This is a genomic window from Nocardia sp. bgisy118 (assembly GCF_057708605.1).
Genome location: NZ_JBYISM010000001.1, coordinates 68700 through 84296, shown reverse-complemented (window position 1 = coordinate 84296; position 15597 = coordinate 68700). Strand labels below are relative to the sequence as shown.

The window sequence follows — 15597 nt, the reverse complement described above, 5'->3', positions numbered from 1 at the left end:
TCAACACATGCTCCGATCGACGGGGACAAGACCGTTCCAGGTTAGACACAGACCGGGCGATCGTGCCAGTGCAATTTCGCTCACACCCGCGACGCCGGGCGCCCCGCGGGCCACCCGCCCGATCGGCGAATCACTCGGCGGCCCCGATGAAATCACCCACCAGCATCGTCCCCTGGCCCCGCCGCGCACCGGGGCCCGGCTGCCAGCTCACCGTCTCGGCCGTGAGCGGTTCGCCGCATTCCTCGCACACCACCACACCCGAGGCATGCTGCCCGCACGGGCGGTGAACGGAGATCACCGGCGGCCCTTCCGGTCCCGCGCTCCACTTGTCCCCCCAGGCGATCAGCGTGGCCAGCACGGGATAGAGATCGCGCCCCTTGTCGGTGAGCAGATACTCCCGCCGCACCGGATTCGTCTGGTAGACCCGCGATTCGACGATGCCGTGCGCCCGCAGCGTCTCCAGGCGGGCGGCGAGCACGTTCGAGGCGATGCCGAGATCGCGCCGGAGGTCCTCGAAGCGCGTCATCCCGACGAACAGGTCGCGCAGGATCAGCGGGGTCCACCGCTCCCCCACCGCGTCGAGCGTGCGGGCGATCGAGCAGACGATCTCGGATAGGTCAGCCTTGGCCACCCCGTCATTCTAGTCCGTTGCAAAAAACAAGTGACTTGATTACGTTGGCTATCGGACAACCGAACGGAAGGGTGCGTGGACATGCCGGATGTGGTGGATCAGTTCTGTGCGGCGACCGAGACCGCCGATATCGACGCGCTGATGGAGACGCTCGCCCCGGACGCCGAGCTGCACTCGCCGATCTCGGGCGCCCTAGTCTTCCGCGGACACGACGACCTGCGCGTCCTGCTCACGGTGGTCTACCGCGGCATATCCGGACTGCGCTGGACCGCGCGGCTCGGCGACGGCGCGCACCGGGTGCTGCTGGCCGAGGCGAAGGTCGGACCGTTCCGGATGACCGAGGCCATGGTCCTCGAACTCGCCGAGGACGGCCGCATCCGCAGGCTCGATCCGCACCTGCGCCCCTGGCTCGCACTGAGCTTCCTGGCAGCGAAGCTCGGCCCCGGCCTGCTTCGCCACCCCGGATTGATGCGCCGGGCGCGGACCGCCCAGCCGCCCGCCGCGGTCGGCGCGACAGCCTGAGGCGCGCCGCCGGAGCGCGGGCAGGAGGTTCGCCGAACAGGCGCGGCCGGACACAGTCCGTCCTCAGCCCGCGCATAGCCGGAGCGACGGCCGAAGGTACGCACGATCGACACCGCCGGACGGAATCCGTCGACAGACCGCGCATGGCCGGAGCGAAGGCGGAGGTACGCCTAGAGCGGCCGATCGGTGGGCAGGTTGACGAAGCTGGGCGCGTTCGGATCGATGCTCAGATACTGGGGCTTGAGCTCGGTGTTGTTGAGCATCGGCCGGAACGGGAGTCCTTTCGGCGAGTTGCCCGCGAAGACGGCGACCCGCAGCCGGTGGCCCGGCTGCAGGACCGCCTGGGTGGGAATGACGGCGATATCGAGCGCGACCGGTTCACCGGGCACCACCTGGAGCATGCTGTCCAGGGTGATCGGGTTGAACGGCGCGGTGTAGTCGCCGGAGGGCGAGCGGGTGCTCTTGGCCTCGTCGACGGCCCGCATCGAGGCGGTCAACTGGCCGGTGGACAGGACCACCGAGGTACCGTCGGGCGCGACGTCGTTGACGGTGACGCTCCAGTAGCCGTCGGTGGCGTCGTGCACCGTGTTGAGGTGCACGTTGATCGGCCCAGAGATCACGGTCGGCTCGGCGACGGCCGCGCTGGTGAAGGTGAGGGCGTTGCGTTCGGCGATCCTGGCGTCCTTGGTGCACATGTCCAGGAACGACGTGAGGCCCGCCGAGGCCTGGGCGGTGTCGCGAGAGCAGATCGTGGTGAGACCCGGCGCGACGGTGAGCACGTCCGCCCCGGCGGGGCTGGTCGACGTCAGTGAGCCGTCGTGCACCACGTCCTCGGCGGCGCCGCTGGCCTGCGCCGACAGGTAGACGCGGCGATGCACGATACCCGGCTGCGGAAAGCCTCCCAAGGTGATCCAGCCGCCGCCCTGCTCCCACATCACGATCGGGCCGTATCCGTCGATGCCGTTGTCGATGTCCTTGAGCCACTTGTCGAACCACGCGCGCTGCAAGACGTCCAGCCGGGCCGGGGCGCCGGGCACACCGGTTCCCGCGCCGGGATTGGCGTGATAAGTGTTGCCGACGACGAGCTTCTTCTGGTTGTCGGGCAGTGGCATCGCGTTGAACAGGTTGGTGGCGCTGTTGGCGAAGATGTCGTGCCAGCCGCCGTAGACGAAGGCCGGGACGTTCACCCGCTCCGGATGGCCGAGGATGCCCTGCCGGAACGGGCTGTCGGCGTCGAGCGCGTCGGCCAGCGCCGGTGGGACGCGATCCAGCGACGGCGTCAGCAGTGCCTGGGCGAGCAGATCGAAGTTGGTGGTCGGGTCCGACATTCGCTCGTGGAACCACGCCCAGTCGAACGTGCCCTCGAGCATCGAGGACACGTCGGGGATCAGCTTGAGCTGATTGACGTTGCTGAGCCACAGCGGCAGGAAGGTGGTGCCGATGCCGCCGCCCGGCGCGACCACGTCGCGCATCAGATCGCTGCCCGGTTCCACCGGGAAGATCGCCTTCAGCGGCGCGGGCGCGTCCTCGGCGGCCCGCAACTGGTTGATGCCCGCGTAGGACCCGCCGCTCATCGCGACCTTGCCGTCGGACCAGGGTTGGGTGGCGGCCCAGTCGATCACCTCGCGGGTGTCGAGCTGTTCGCGGGCGCCGAGGGTGTCCCAGGCGCCCTGCGAGAAACCGGTGCCGCGGACGTCGACCACGACGAGGTTGTAGCCGCTGCGGATGAGATTGCGATCGATGCCGAGCACGGTCTGCACCGTCCCGCCGTCGAACGCGTGCAGCAGATCGGCGAATCCGGTGATCGGTGTGCCCGAGACGTTGACCCGCCGCGCCAGGTCCACCGTGAGCTGCTGCATGCGAGGCACTGCCAGCGCCGAATCGATCAGGTTCGTCATGAGCTTGGTGTAGGGGGTCAGGTTCACGATCGTCGGCAGTGGCCGCGTCTCCACCGGGCCGCCGGTCTGCGCGGGACGGTAGACGTTGGCCTTGAGGACGACGCCGTCGCTCATCTGAATGGGAACGTCCCACTGGATGTTCACGTCGGAGTACGGCTGCGGGCCGTCGTGCAGTGCGGTCCACTGCTCGGTGAGAGCGGTCAGATCCGGCGGCTGCTCGCGGGACGGGTGGTACATCCCGATGACGGTCACCACTAGCACGACCGCGACCGCGCCCACCAAAGACCTGATCATCGAACCCGACAGCGCACTCGGCTGCAGTGTCCTGGCCACCCTGCCCTCTCCATCGTCACCGGTCACTCGACAACGACCGAGACGATAGCAATTCGCTACCGGAGAATGTGGGACCTACGGGCCGCTCGGCACGTCGAAACATGCCACGTCAACGACCGGAAGCGGCCGCCGGACAATCAGATACGGACGATGGAGGCCAGCGGGTACTCCCCCTGACGGCTCCGGCCTTCCAGGAAGCTCAGCTCGAGCACGACCGCGGCCGAGACGATCTCCGCGCCCGCCGACAGGAAGAGGTCCGCGGCAGCGGCCAGCGTGCCGCCGGTGGCGAGTACGTCGTCGAGCAGCAGCACCCGGCGACCCCTCAGGTCGACGCCGTCGGCCGGGATTTCCAAGGCGGCGGTGCCGTACTCGAGGCTGTACTCGCGCTTCAGCACGGGCGGCGGCAGCTTGCCCGCCTTGCGGACGGCGAGCACGCCGGTGCCGAGGGTGGCGGCGACGCCCGCGCCGAGCAGGAAGCCCCTGGCGTCCACCCCGGCGACCAGGTCGGCGTCCGGCGCGCAGGCGGCGAGGCAGTCGATCACCGCGCGGAAGCCCTCGGGATCGGCGAAGACAGGCGTGAGGTCGGCGAAGCGGACACCGGGGGTCGGGAAATCGTCGCGCCAGCGGGTCAGGCGTTCGACCAGCTCGGCCGCCATGGCGGTCCGCTCGGCGACAATCTCGTCGGACTCGATCGCCGCGTGCTTACTCATCGACACCTCTCCATGATCACTCACCCACATACACCTGTCACCGCCGCAACACCCAGCGGTCCATGTTCCAGCCGGTACCGCCCTGGGTGGGACCGGCCACACCGTTGTGCAGACCGTTGCCGAAGGCGATCGTGCGCGGAGTGGCGAACAATGGAATGCTCGGCATCTCCGACCACAACAGGTTCTCGGCCTCGGTCAGCAGACCCAGCTGCGCGGCCGAGTTGTCGTCGGCCGCAAGCTGATCGGTGATCGCATCGTAGCGGCCGTTTCCGAATCGCCCGAAATCGAGACCGTTGCCGGTGCGCAATGCGCTGGTCGCCGCCACTCCGGTCAGCGAACCGGACGGGCCGGGCGCCGCCGCCGTGCTCGCCAGGACGGCGTCGACGCGCCCCTCGCCGAGCTGGGTGGGGCGGAAGTCGGGCGCGCCCGCGTCCACCACGGTGATGCCGGCCGACCGGCACGCCTCGGCGATCATCTGCACGGTCTTCGCGCGCCGCTCGTCGGGCGCGAGGTAACCGATACGGATCGTCGGATTCGCCGCGCGCGCGCCGGCGAGCGTGGCGGTGGCCGCGGGAATGTCGGTGCCGCGATACCGTTCGGCAGCGCCGGTCGTCGCGGCGTAGTACAGCGAATCCTGCTGCGTGATACGGGAGTTCAGCGGCCCGGCGCCGAGGCCGGTGCCCGGCACGTCGGCGGCCTTGCCCAGCGTGTCGAACAGCGCCTGGCGCGGCACGCACAGCGCGAAGGCGCGGCGCGCGTCCACCGAACCGAACACGCCCCCGGTGGCGAGCACCAGTTGCTCGGCGCCGCGGCCTGGCACCGTCTTCGACGAGAAGCCGCCCAGATCGAGGTCTTTCACCGAGTTCGCGCCGACGTCGACCACGCTCACGGCGTTGTCGGAGACCTTGGCCTTCAGATCGGCGGTCTTGTCGAACACCACGATGCGTCCGGTCTCGGCCTTGTTGCCCCACCAGCGTTCGTTGGCGATCAACACCAGACCGTCCTTCTGGCTGAAGGATTCGATCCGGTACGGGCCCGAGGACGGGAACCGCGAGAGGTCGAGGCTGTCGGAACCGATGGTCCAGCCGGTGTTCCAGAAATCGGCCAGCCGCTGCACGGCGCCGGGATCACCGGATTGCAAGGCCGACACCACATTCGGCACGTTGGCCGCCCGCGCGGCGACGTGCGCGGGCATCACCTCGCCCGCGGTGAACAGGTCGCGCCACGAGAGGAACCGCCGGTCCGGACGGAACACCACGGTGGCGTCCTTGGATCCCGGCTGGCAGTCGACCCGCTCGATATCCGAATAGCCCGCGGTGTCGGCGGCGTCGAAGAGCGGAACGACGCCGCCCGGACCGGGTTTGGTGAATCGCCCGCTGTGCGCGGCCCAGGTCAGCACCAGATCGTCGCAGGAGGTGGGCACCCCGTCGGAGTACACGCCGTCGGGGTTCAGCCGGTACTGGATGGTCTGGGACTCGCCCGGCACCTCCTTGGCGGTGCCGAAATCGGTGTCGGCGACCTGCTGCCCGTCGGGTCCGGTGTAGAAGAACCCGGTGAGCACCCGCTGGAACACCGCCGCCGAGCCGCTGCTCGCGCCGAGCGTGCTGCCGCCGTTGTAGCTGGCGATCACGGCATCGACGGCGTAGCCGATGGAGGGCACCTGGTTCTGCCCGGAGCACCCGGCCACCGATCCGGCGGCCAGGGCGCCCACGGCGACCGCTCCCATCAGACGCACCGCAACGCTGCGTGGCTGTCGCATGGAACGAAACCCCCTACCGTCGGTTGTCAGTGCCTCTTCTTGTTCCGCTTTCCGGACGGCCGGGCTCCCGGCCGCGGGGACTGGTCGCTCTCCCGGTAGCGCCGCGCCGGGGCGTCGGCCAGTTCCTGCCGACCGCTCGCGGCGACCGCGCGCTGCTCGGCCGCCGCGCCTGCCCGCGCCGCGGCGATGCCGGAGCGCTTGGACTGCACCTTCTTGGTGTGCGCCGCCACCGGGCCCCAGCGCTCCTTGATCGAGACCAGCAGCGGGGTGGCGAAGAAGATCGACGAGTAGGTGCCGACCAGCAGGCCGACCAGCTGCACCAGCGCCAGGTCCTTCAGCGTGCCGACGCCGAGCATCCACACCGCGATCACCATCAGGCCCACGATGGGCAGGATGCCGATGAGCGCGGTGTTGATCGACCGCATCAGCGTCTGGTTGATCGCGAGGTTGGCCTGTTCGCCGTAGGTGCGGCGGCTCAGATGCAGGATGCCCCTGGTGTTCTCCTCGACCTTGTCGAACACCACGACCGAGTCGTAGAGCGAGAAGCCCAGAATCGTCAGGATGCCGATGACGGTCGCCGGGGTGACCTCGAAACCGATCAGCGAGTACACGCCCGCGGTGACCAGGACGTCGAAGACCAGCGCGGCCAGCGCGGCGATCGCCATGTCGCGTTCGAAGCGGACGGCGATGTAGATCGAGACGATCACCAGGAACACCGCGAGCGCCCGCAGAGCCTTCTCGGTGATCTGGCTGCCCCAGGTCTCGCTGACGTCCGAGGTGCTGATCGCGGCGCGGCTCGGGTTGCCGTCCTTGTCCTTGGGCTTGAACTCGGCGAACAAGGCGGAGTTGAGCGTGTCGATCTGCCGGGCGTCCAGCGCCTCGGAGCGGATCAGCATCGTCGCGCTCGCCCCGGTGCCGACGGTCTGCACGGAGACCGGGTCCGTGCCGATCGCGTCGCGGTACACCTGCTCCACCTGGGAGGTGCTGGCGTCGCCCGCCGGGAACTGGACGCGCGAGCCGCCCTCGAAGTCGATGCCGAAGTTGAACCCGCGGAACAGGATGCTGGCCAGCGCGATCAGCACGATGACGGCGGTGATGCCGTACCACATCCGCCTGCGGCCGATGACGTCGATCGCGCCGGTTCCGGTGTAGAGCCGGTTGAAGAAGCCGTGCTTGGGCACGTTCGGTCCGGGGACGAAAGAGTCGAACGGCCGCTCGGCGTCCTTGCGCAGCGAGGGGCTGGTCTGGCTGTTGGTCATCGCGTCCTCACGCCTTCTGCGACTGCGGCTTCAGCGGCCCGGCGCTCGCGCGCGACCTCTTGGATCGCGCCGAGCCCGTTGACCGACGGTTTCGACCAGAACGCGCTCCGCGAGGCCAGCAGCACCAGCGGCGCGGTGACCAGGAACACGACCACCACGTCGAGGACGGTGGTCAGGCCGAGCGTGAACGCGAAGCCCTTGACCTGTCCGGCCGCGAGCCAGTAGAGCACCGCGGCGGCGATGAAGCTCACCGCGTTACCGGACAGAATCGTGCGGCGGGCCCGCTGCCAGCCGCGCGGCACGGCCGAACGGAAGCTGCGGCCCTCGCGTATCTCGTCCTTGATGCGTTCGAAGAACACGACGAACGAGTCGGCGGTCATGCCGATACCGATGATCAGACCGGCGATGCCCGCCAAGTCGAGGGTGAAGCCGATCCACCGCCCGAGCAGCACCATGATCCCGTACACGGCGAAACCGGACGCGATCAGCGACAGACCCGTCAGGAAGCCGAGCATGCGGTAGTAGGCGAGGCAGTACAGCAGCACCACGACCAGGCCCACCGCGCCCGCGAGCAGGCCCGCGCGCAGCGAGGAGAGGCCGAGGGTCGCCGAGACGGTCTCGGCCTCGGAGGTCTGGAACGACAGCGGCAGCGAACCGTACTTCAGCGTGTTCGCCAGTTCCTTGGCGGACTTGGCGGTGAAGGAGCCGGAGATCTGGGTGGTGCCGCCGAGCTGCGGACCCGCCTGCACCTGCGGCGCGCTGAACACCTTGGAGTCGAGGGTGAACGCGACGCGCTTGTACAGGTACTCGCGGGTCAGGTCGGCCCACGCGTCGCTACCGGTCGACTTGAACTTCAGGTCGACCACCCAGCGCGACTGCTGCTGATCGAGATTGGCGATCGCGTTGTCGATCTCCTGGCCGTCGATGCGGCTCTTGTCCAGCAGGAAGACCTCGGTGCCGTCCTGCGAGCAGGCGACCAGCGGCAGGCTCGGGTCGTCGTTGCCCGCGAGCGGGTCCGGCTTGGTGCAGTCCAGCGCGAGCATCGCGGCCTGCTGAGTGGCCGGGTCGGTGCTCTGCCTGGTCGCCTTGGCCGCCGCGATCTCGCCCTGCGCCTCTTCCTGCGGAGTCTGATTCGGGTCCGCGGGCTGGGTCGGCGCCTGCGCGGGGAAGACCCGCTGCTGCGGCGCGGGCGCCTCTTCGACGGGCGCTTCCAGTGCGGGAGCTGCCGGTGCGGGCGCTTCCGGCACGGGAGCCTCGGCCGGAGCAGGCGCGGGGGCGGGCTGTCCGGCATCCGGCGCGGGCAGCTGCGCGGGCGGCGCCTGCGGCGTGGTCGCGCCCTTGGGCACGGCCTGCAGGACCGGACGGATGTAGAGCTTGGCGGTGGTGGCGAGCGCACGCGCCTGCTGGCCGTCGTCGCCCGGCACCGTGATCACGATGTTGTCGCCCTCGATGGCCACCTCGGAGCCGGAGACGCCGAGACCGTTGACGCGGTTCTCGATGATCTCCTGCGCCTTGTGCAGGCTGTCCTGGCTCGGCTTGCTGCCGTCCGGCGTGCGAGCGGTCAGCGTGACCCGTGTGCCGCCCTGCAGATCGATGCCGAGCTTGGGGGTCGGGGCCTTGTCACCGGTGAAGAACACCAACGCATAGATCACGGCAAGCAGCGCGGCGTATACGCCGAGCAACCTGAGCGGATGCGCCGATCCCTGGGAAGGTGGCACAGTTCGTATCTCCTAGGCGGGAAGTCGAGGGTGGATCAGGCGCGCACACGCGTGTGCTGCCGAACGCACGGGCGTCCGGCGCGCGGGCGTGGCGCAGCCGACGTCAGTCCTTGGTCAGCCGGGTCTCGGTCTGCTCGGGCGATTCCTCGGCGGGTACCGCCGGGGTCTCGTCGGTACCGGTCTCGTCGGCGGTCGCCTCGTCGACGGTACGGACCTCACGAATCGCCTGCCGCAACCAGGTGGTCACGACATCCTCCGCGATCTCGAGGTCGACGGTGTCGTCGTCGAGGTCGACAACGGTGCCCCACAGACCCGACGTGGTGACTACCGCGTCGCCGATCTTCAGGTCCTCCTGCATGGCCGTGACCTTCTCGGCCTCCCGCTTCTGGCGGCGGATACCGAGGAACATCGGCACGAGCAGGGCTACCAGTAGCAGCGGAAACAGAAAATCCATCGTCGAAGTCAGTCCCTGTCTTGTGGGTGGGATGGACAAGTACCACCACAGTCTGCCAGCTGTTGTCGGCACTGCCACACCCGCACACCCTTGACGTGCGCCACTCGCGCCGACTCGTGCGGCGTACGGCACGTCCGCGGGCGTCCCGAACCGCGGTTCGCGCGGCGGGCCGAGGGCGCCATCCGGCCGAAAAAAGGCCCCGCGACCAGGTTGTTCCCGGTCACGGGGCGGTGGGATCGGATCAGGCGGACGCGCCGTAGACGTAGTCGTCGAGCGGGAAGCTCACCGCCTTGCGATGCGTGCTGACGGTGCTGTTCGGACGCAGCAGCGCGGCCTCGCCGTGCTGATTGAAGTAGTAGCTGCGGGCCGTCGAGCAATCACCGCCGTAGAACACCGAGGCCCCGAGCTTGTCGGTGACGGTGTCGAGGAAGCGGGCGTTGGCCGCCTCGGTCACCTCGAAGGTGGTCTCACCACGGCGGAACAGCTCGCCGAACAGCCTGCCCATGTGCTTCATCTGCGCCTCGATGGTGGTGAAGTAGGACAGACCGCTGTAGGAGTACGGGCTGTTGAGGCTCACGAAGTTCGGGAACTTCGGCACCGTGATGCCCTCGTAGGCCTGGAAACGGTTGTCCCGCCAGAACTTTCCGAGGTTTACCCCGTCACGGCCGATGATCTCCACGGCCGGGAAGTTCACGTCCCACAGGTTGAAGCCGGTGGCGAGGATCAGCGTGTCGATCTCGGTCTTGTGCCCGTCGGCGGTGACGATGCCGTCGGCCTCGACGTGGTCGATCGAGTTCGTCTCGAGCCGCACGTGCGGCTGGTTGAAGGTCTTGAAGTAGTGGTTGGAGAAGGTGGGGCGCTTGCAGCCGAAGTCGTAGTGCGGGGTGAGCTGCTCGCGGGTCCGCTTGTCGCGCACCTGTGCGCGCAGGTGTGCCTTGGCGAGCAGTCCCGCGCCCTTGTTCATCGCCTTGGCCTGCTTGAAGTGCAGCACGCCGACCACCATCAGCGCCTCCAGCATCGAGGTGTTGACCAGGCGCGCGGCCTTCTGGGTAGCGGGCACCCTGGCGAACAGTTTCTGCACCGGCGCCGGGATCGGCGCGTCGATTTTGGGCACGACCCAGATCGGGGTGCGCTGGAAGACGGTGAGCGCGGCGGCCTTCTCGGCCACCTCGGGCACCAGCTGCACGGCGGTGGCGCCCGTTCCGATGATCGCGGCGCGGCGACCGGTCAGATCGAAGTCGTCGTCCCACGCGGTGGTGTGGATGATCTTGCCCGCGAAGGATTCGATGCCGGGGAACGGCGGGGTGTAGGGCTGGGAGAGGAATCCCGTGGCGGTGAGCAGGTAGCGGCTGGTGACGGTTTCGCCGCCCGCGATCGAGACCACCCAGTGCTGCCGCTCCTCGTCCCAGCGCGCGCCGTCCACCACGACGCCGAAGCGCATCCTGCGACGCAGGCCGTACTTGTCGGCGATGTGCTCGGCGTACTTCTTCAGCTCCTTGCCTGGGGCGAACAACCGCGACCAGTAGGGGTTGGGCTCGAAGGAATACGAGTAGGTCACCGAGGCGATGTCGACCGCGAGGCCGGGGTAGCGGTTGACGTGCCAGGTGCCGCCGAGATCGTTCTCGCGCTCCAGGATCACGTAATTGCTCAGGCCGAGCCGGTCGAGCTCGATACTCGCCCCCATGCCACCGAATCCCGCACCGACCACCACGGCGTCGTATTGAGGCGCCACGTCGAACCTCCAAGATGTGAATCAGTTGTCACGGAATGACACATCATTCCGTTTGTGACGACAGTATCATTGCCAGGGTGACGAAGCCATCCACCCGTGCGCCCCGGTCGGCGGCCGGAAACGCGCTGCAGCGACGCAAGGCCGAATTGCGGCAGGAGATCATCGACACGGCGTTCGTCTGCTTCGCCGAGAAGGGCTATCACGCCACCGGCATCGCCGACATCGCCAGCGAGCTCGGTATCGGCCACGGCACCTTCTACCGATACTTCGCCAACAAGCGCGACATCATCGATCACGTCATCGACGACCTGTCCGCCCGCATCATCGACGCGCTGGGCACCCAGAACGCACCGGACGCGGCGGGCTCACTGGACGAGTACCGCGCCCAGCTCGAGCGCATCGGCACGGCGCTGTCGCGCATCCTGCTCGAGGAGCGGCGCATCCCGCAGCTGCTGCTGTTCCACGCCACCGGGATCGACGACGAGCTCACCGCCCGGCTCTACGGCCTGCTCGACACGGCGGACGCGCTCACCGCGGGCTACCTGGAACACGGCGTCGAGCGGGGTTACCTGCGCGCCGACCTGGACACCGCCAACACCGCGCGCGCGGTGACGGGCATGCTGCTCGCCGGCGTCATCCACGGCATGCGCGACCCGGACGAAGCGGCCATCCGCGGCCTGAACCAGGCGGTCCGGCGGCTGCTCATCGACGGCGTGCGCAAGGACTGACGACCACCCGTGCGAAACGCTCCCGGCGACTACAGTGTGGGTGCACAAGCAGGCAGTGGTTCGCATGGGGGCGTTCGTGTTTGGAAGAGACGGGTTCGGACGAGACCGTACAGTTCGAAATACCGGCATTCGGCCGGATCCGGTCGGTGACCCTGACACAATGTCGCGGATGATGACCCCCGAGGACGTGAGCCGAATCCATTTCGCCATGCCGTCGGTCGGCCATCGCGGCTATCACGCCGACGAGGTCGACGCGTTCATGGAATTGGTCGCCGCCACCCTCGACGGTCAGGGCGCACTCACCGCCGACGACATCCGCCACGTCGTCTTCGGCACGCCCCGTTTCGGCGGGCGCGGCTACCAGGCCGATCAGGTGGACGAATTCCTGGACCGGGTGCGCGCCGAGCTCGAACACCGCCAGAACGGCACGCGGCCGGTGCCCGCGGGCGGCACCGGACCCGGTCCCGCTCCCCTGCTCACTCCCGACGACGTGCACCGCATGCGGTTCACTCAGTCTCCCGTCGGCCGCCGCGGCTACCACGAGGAGGAGGTGGACGCCTTCCTCGACCTGGTGGCGGCCTCCCTCGCGCACGGCGGGCCCGGCTGTCTCACGGTCGGCGACGTGCGCGCGGTCCGCTTCACCGAGGCGCGCCTCGGCAGCCGCGGATACCAGCGCGACGAGGTCGACGCGTTCCTCGATCTGGTGGTCACCGCGCTCGAGAAAGCGCGCCACTGACGGACGCCGACGGTCGAATCAGCCCTGGATGCTGTGCAATTCGGCCTCGCGCAGGTCGTCGGGGAAGACGAAGCGGCGCAGCGCCCAGAAGCGGAAGGCCATGGCGAGCAGCACGCCGAGGATCTGACCGGTGATGAAGTTGGCCACCGCCTGGGTCACCGGTCCCACGTGCGGCACCCGCAGATCCAGCACGTACAGCGAGATCGCCTGCGGGATCATCGTGACGCCGATGCCGAGCGCGCTCACCGCGAAGAACAGCGCGGCCTCGTGGTGGCGCTGACGCCCGCCCCTGGTGCGAAACGACCACTCGCGGTTGAGGATGTAGGACGCGATGGTGGCGATCAGCACGCCGAGCAGGCGGGCGGTGAGCGGCTTCTCGCCGAGCACCGTCAGTTTGGTGGCGTAGACGACGCCCGTGTCGATGAACCACGTGATGGCGCCGACCGTCGCGAACTTGAGCAGTTCCCGGTGCTCGATCGCCTTGCTGCGATACGGCTCGGGGATGTGGTCGAGCACGGATTGAACCACCGTCATGTCCCGACTCTATCGGTGCGGGTCCGAGCCCGCCGATCGCGCGGATCCCGGCATCGGCGAGACAAGGCGTTCACCTGATGTTCGCCCCCGCCGATCAGTCGAAAAGGTCCAGGGTCGGATGCGGTTCTCTGCCACGGACTTCGATCGAGCCGAACACCAGGTCGGGCGGCGGCACCAGGCCCAGGTGCTCCCAGGCCGCGGCCGTCGCCACGCGCCCGCGCGGCGTCCGCGCCACCATGCCCGCGCGCACCAGGAACGGTTCGCAGACCTCCTCGACGGTGGCGGCCTCCTCCCCCACCGCGACCGCGAGGGTCGAGACGCCCACCGGGCCGCCGTTGAAGCTGCGGACCAGTGCGCCGAGGACCGCGCGGTCCAGGCGGTCGAGACCGAGGGAGTCCACGTCGTAGACCTCGAGCGCGGCCTGCGCGATGGGACGGGTGATCAGTCCGTCGGCGCGCACTTCGGCGTAGTCGCGGACCCGGCGCAGCAACCGGTTCGCGATGCGCGGCGTGCCGCGCGACCGGCCCGCGATCTCGGCGGCCGCGTCGGTCTCGATGCCGACGCCGAGGATGTGCGCCGAGCGCTGAAGGATCAGCAGCAGCTCGTCGGGCTCGTAGAAGTCCATGTGACCGGTGAAGCCGAAGCGGTCGCGCAGCGGGCCGGTCAGCGCGCCGGAGCGGGTGGTGGCCCCGACCAGGGTGAAGGGGGCGATGTCGAGCGGGATGGAGGTCGCGCCCGGCCCCTTGCCGACCACCACGTCGACGCGGTAGTCCTCCATGGCCAGATAGAGCATCTCCTCCGCGGGGCGGGCGATGCGGTGGATCTCGTCGATGAACAGCACGTCGCCCTCGACCAGGTTGCTGAGCATGGCGGCCAGATCGCCCGCCCGCTCCAGCGCCGGACCGGAGGTGATGCGCAGCGCGGTGCCGAGTTCACCGGCGATGATCATCGCCATGCTGGTCTTGCCGAGCCCCGGTGGGCCCGAAAGCAGCACATGATCGGGGGTACCGCCGCGCTGCTTGGCGCCGCGCAGCACCAGGGCGAGCTGTTCGCGGACCCGGGGCTGGCCGATGAAGTCGTCGAGCGACTTCGGGCGCAGGCTCGCCTCGATCTCACCGTCGGACTTCAGATAGCTTGCGCTGACCGGGGATTCGGCCGCGCCGGTGTCGTCGTGGTCCATCGTGGCCTATCGGTTCTTGCCGAGCAGCGAGAGCGCGGCGCGCAGTGCGGTGGAGGTGCCCGCGGCGGGCTGGTCGGCCAGCACGGTGTCGACCGCCTGTTCGGCCTGTTTGGCCGGGAAACCCAGCCCGGTCAGCGCCTCGACGACCTGCTCGCGCACGGGGGTGAGCACCGGAGCGGGAGCGCTGCCCGGCGGGCCCGCCTGCACCGGGACGAGGTTCACCTTGTCGCGCAGTTCCACCACCATGCGCTCGGCGCCGCGCTTGCCGATGCCGGGTACCCTGGTCAGCGCCGCGACATTGCTCTCGGCCAGCGCCTTGCGCAGCGCCTCCGGCTCGAGCACTGCGAGCACGGCCATGGCCAGGCGCGGCCCGACGCCGGAGACCGTCTGCAGCAGGCCGAACAGGTCGCGCGCCTCGGTGTCGGCGAAGCCGTACAGCGTCATCGAGTCCTCGCGCACGATCATCGCCGTGTAGAGGCGCGTTTCCTCGCCGCGGGTCAGCGCGGCCAGCGTCGAGGGGGTCGCGTTGAGCCGGTAGCCGACGCCCGCCGCCTCGACCACCGTGTGATCGAGTGCGATCTCCAGCACCTCGCCGCGTACCGACGCGATCACCCGCGCACCGCCTTCCGTTGTTCCGCCAGCCGTTCGGTGTAGCGCCGCCGTGCCTCGGCCGCCTTGGCCTCGGCCTCGGCCATCCGCTCCAGCAGCGGCGCCCGCCAACAATGACAGATCGCCAATGCCAGCGCATCAGCCGCGTCCGCCGGTTTGGGCGCCACCCGCAGCCCGAGGATGCGGGTGACCATCGCGGTCACCTGCGCCTTGTCGGCGGTGCCGTTGCCGGTGACCGCGGCCTTCACCTCGCTCGGCGTGTGGAAGGCCACCGGGATTCCGCGCCGCGCCGCGGCCAGCGCGATCACGCCGCCCGCCTGGGCGGTGCCCATGGCGGTGCGCACGTTGTGCTGGGCGAACACCCGCTCGATCGCGACTGCGGCGGGCCGGTGGGTGTCCATCCAGTGCTCGGCAGCGTCGGCGACGCGCATCAGCCGCTGCGCCAGATCCATGTCCGCGGGGGTGCGCACCACATCGACGTCGAGCGCGGTGACTTTGCGGCCGAGCCCACCCTCCACGATGCTGAGGCCGCACCGGGTGAGCCCGGGGTCGACGCCCATCACCCGCACGAATTCCCCTCTCCCAGACACGAACAACTGTTCGAGAGTCTAACGGAGCGCGGCGCTCCCGGTCACCAGCGACACGATTCGTGACCCCGTGGACGACGCTGCGGGCGCCGTCTGCCCAGCAGCCCGGGCACAGCGGGAGCCAGTGCCAGGGACACACCGCGGGCGCTGCCGACCCGTCCGCCGAGAGCCCCGACAGCCGGAGCGAGGCGGCTGACAAGCGCTGCT

The 15597-nt window shown here is 69.2% G+C and carries 15 protein-coding genes; 3 read left to right on the top strand and 12 right to left on the bottom strand.

Annotated elements, in window-relative coordinates; all coding sequences use genetic code 11:
- Positions 1-130: 130 nt before the first annotated feature.
- Positions 131-631 (bottom strand): winged helix-turn-helix transcriptional regulator, encoded by a 501-nt coding sequence (locus AC3EO7_RS00280; RefSeq protein ID WP_431970979.1) that lies wholly within the window; start codon positions 629-631, stop codon positions 131-133.
- An 81-nt stretch (positions 632-712) separates the two neighbouring features.
- Between AC3EO7_RS00280 and AC3EO7_RS00275 the strand changes: the two genes are divergently transcribed.
- The gene (locus AC3EO7_RS00275; RefSeq protein ID WP_435590133.1) at positions 713-1153 is read left to right on the top strand and encodes a nuclear transport factor 2 family protein; all 441 of its coding nucleotides are present in this window, start codon (positions 713-715) and stop codon (positions 1151-1153) included.
- 170 nt (positions 1154-1323) lie between these two features.
- Here the strand turns inward: AC3EO7_RS00275 and AC3EO7_RS00270 are convergent, their stop codons facing one another.
- The 7 genes from AC3EO7_RS00270 to AC3EO7_RS00240 all read right to left on the bottom strand — a co-directional run bounded on the left by AC3EO7_RS00270 (position 1324) and on the right by AC3EO7_RS00240 (position 11016).
- The gene (locus tag AC3EO7_RS00270) at positions 1324-3288 is read right to left on the bottom strand and encodes a CocE/NonD family hydrolase (RefSeq protein WP_435590312.1); all 1965 of its coding nucleotides are present in this window, start codon (positions 3286-3288) and stop codon (positions 1324-1326) included.
- A 233-nt stretch (positions 3289-3521) separates the two neighbouring features.
- Positions 3522-4094, bottom strand: coding sequence for an adenine phosphoribosyltransferase (locus AC3EO7_RS00265; RefSeq protein ID WP_431970977.1), 573 nt, complete (start codon positions 4092-4094; stop codon positions 3522-3524).
- 37 nt (positions 4095-4131) lie between these two features.
- Positions 4132-5820: an ABC transporter substrate-binding protein gene (locus tag AC3EO7_RS00260; protein ID WP_435590132.1), complete on the bottom strand. Its 1689-nt coding sequence runs from the start codon at positions 5818-5820 to the stop codon at positions 4132-4134.
- 59 nt (positions 5821-5879) lie between these two features.
- On the bottom strand, positions 5880-7112 hold the full coding sequence (gene secF / locus AC3EO7_RS00255) for a protein translocase subunit SecF (protein ID WP_431970975.1): 1233 nt from the start codon (positions 7110-7112) through the stop codon (positions 5880-5882).
- The gene (gene secD, locus AC3EO7_RS00250) at positions 7109-8830 is read right to left on the bottom strand and encodes a protein translocase subunit SecD (RefSeq protein ID WP_431970974.1); all 1722 of its coding nucleotides are present in this window, start codon (positions 8828-8830) and stop codon (positions 7109-7111) included. The genes secF and secD overlap by 4 nt, the downstream gene beginning before the upstream one ends.
- 103 nt (positions 8831-8933) lie before the next feature.
- On the bottom strand, positions 8934-9284 hold the full coding sequence (yajC, locus tag AC3EO7_RS00245; protein ID WP_431970973.1) for a preprotein translocase subunit YajC: 351 nt from the start codon (positions 9282-9284) through the stop codon (positions 8934-8936).
- Positions 9285-9525: 241 nt separating this feature from the next.
- On the bottom strand, positions 9526-11016 hold the full coding sequence (locus tag AC3EO7_RS00240; protein WP_431970972.1) for a flavin-containing monooxygenase: 1491 nt from the start codon (positions 11014-11016) through the stop codon (positions 9526-9528).
- 77 nt (positions 11017-11093) lie between these two features.
- Between AC3EO7_RS00240 and AC3EO7_RS00235 the strand changes: the two genes are divergently transcribed.
- Both AC3EO7_RS00235 and AC3EO7_RS00230 read left to right on the top strand, forming a co-directional pair.
- A complete protein-coding gene (locus AC3EO7_RS00235; protein ID WP_431970971.1) occupies positions 11094-11744 on the top strand; it encodes a TetR/AcrR family transcriptional regulator in 651 nt (216 codons plus the stop codon).
- Positions 11745-11913: 169 nt separating this feature from the next.
- Positions 11914-12480 carry a DivIVA domain-containing protein gene (locus AC3EO7_RS00230; protein ID WP_431970970.1) on the top strand — a complete coding sequence of 189 codons (567 nt, stop codon included), beginning with the start codon at positions 11914-11916 and terminating at the stop codon, positions 12478-12480.
- Positions 12481-12498: 18 nt separating this feature from the next.
- Here the strand turns inward: AC3EO7_RS00230 and AC3EO7_RS00225 are convergent, their stop codons facing one another.
- The 4 genes from AC3EO7_RS00225 to ruvC form a co-directional block, all read right to left on the bottom strand.
- Positions 12499-13014 (bottom strand): GtrA family protein, encoded by a 516-nt coding sequence (locus AC3EO7_RS00225; RefSeq protein ID WP_431970969.1) that lies wholly within the window; start codon positions 13012-13014, stop codon positions 12499-12501.
- 94 nt (positions 13015-13108) lie between these two features.
- On the bottom strand, positions 13109-14194 hold the full coding sequence (ruvB, locus tag AC3EO7_RS00220) for a Holliday junction branch migration DNA helicase RuvB (protein ID WP_435590131.1): 1086 nt from the start codon (positions 14192-14194) through the stop codon (positions 13109-13111).
- Positions 14195-14200: 6 nt separating this feature from the next.
- On the bottom strand, positions 14201-14806 hold the full coding sequence (gene ruvA / locus AC3EO7_RS00215; protein WP_431970967.1) for a Holliday junction branch migration protein RuvA: 606 nt from the start codon (positions 14804-14806) through the stop codon (positions 14201-14203).
- Positions 14803-15372 carry a crossover junction endodeoxyribonuclease RuvC gene (gene ruvC, locus AC3EO7_RS00210; RefSeq protein ID WP_431970993.1) on the bottom strand — a complete coding sequence of 190 codons (570 nt, stop codon included), beginning with the start codon at positions 15370-15372 and terminating at the stop codon, positions 14803-14805. Before ruvC ends, ruvA begins: the two co-directional genes overlap by 4 nt.
- Between the last annotated feature and the right edge of the window lie 225 nt (positions 15373-15597).

Bases quoted from the DNA above. Each gene is read 5' to 3' on its own strand.
- AC3EO7_RS00225 (WP_431970969.1), bottom strand. From the start codon at position 13,014: ATGACGGTGGTTCAATCCGTGCTCGACCACATCCCCGAGCCGTATCGC.
- AC3EO7_RS00275 (WP_435590133.1), top strand. From the start codon at position 713: ATGCCGGATGTGGTGGATCAGTTCTGTGCGGCGACCGAGACCGCCGAT.
- AC3EO7_RS00270 (WP_435590312.1), bottom strand. From the start codon at position 3,288: ATGTACCACCCGTCCCGCGAGCAGCCGCCGGATCTGACCGCTCTCACC.
- secF (WP_431970975.1), bottom strand. From the start codon at position 7,112: ATGACCAACAGCCAGACCAGCCCCTCGCTGCGCAAGGACGCCGAGCGG.
- AC3EO7_RS00230 (WP_431970970.1), top strand. From the start codon at position 11,914: ATGATGACCCCCGAGGACGTGAGCCGAATCCATTTCGCCATGCCGTCG.
- AC3EO7_RS00260 (WP_435590132.1), bottom strand. From the start codon at position 5,820: ATGGGAGCGGTCGCCGTGGGCGCCCTGGCCGCCGGATCGGTGGCCGGG.
- yajC (WP_431970973.1), bottom strand. From the start codon at position 9,284: ATGGATTTTCTGTTTCCGCTGCTACTGGTAGCCCTGCTCGTGCCGATG.
- AC3EO7_RS00265 (WP_431970977.1), bottom strand. From the start codon at position 4,094: ATGAGTAAGCACGCGGCGATCGAGTCCGACGAGATTGTCGCCGAGCGG.
- ruvB (WP_435590131.1), bottom strand. From the start codon at position 14,194: ATGGACCACGACGACACCGGCGCGGCCGAATCCCCGGTCAGCGCAAGC.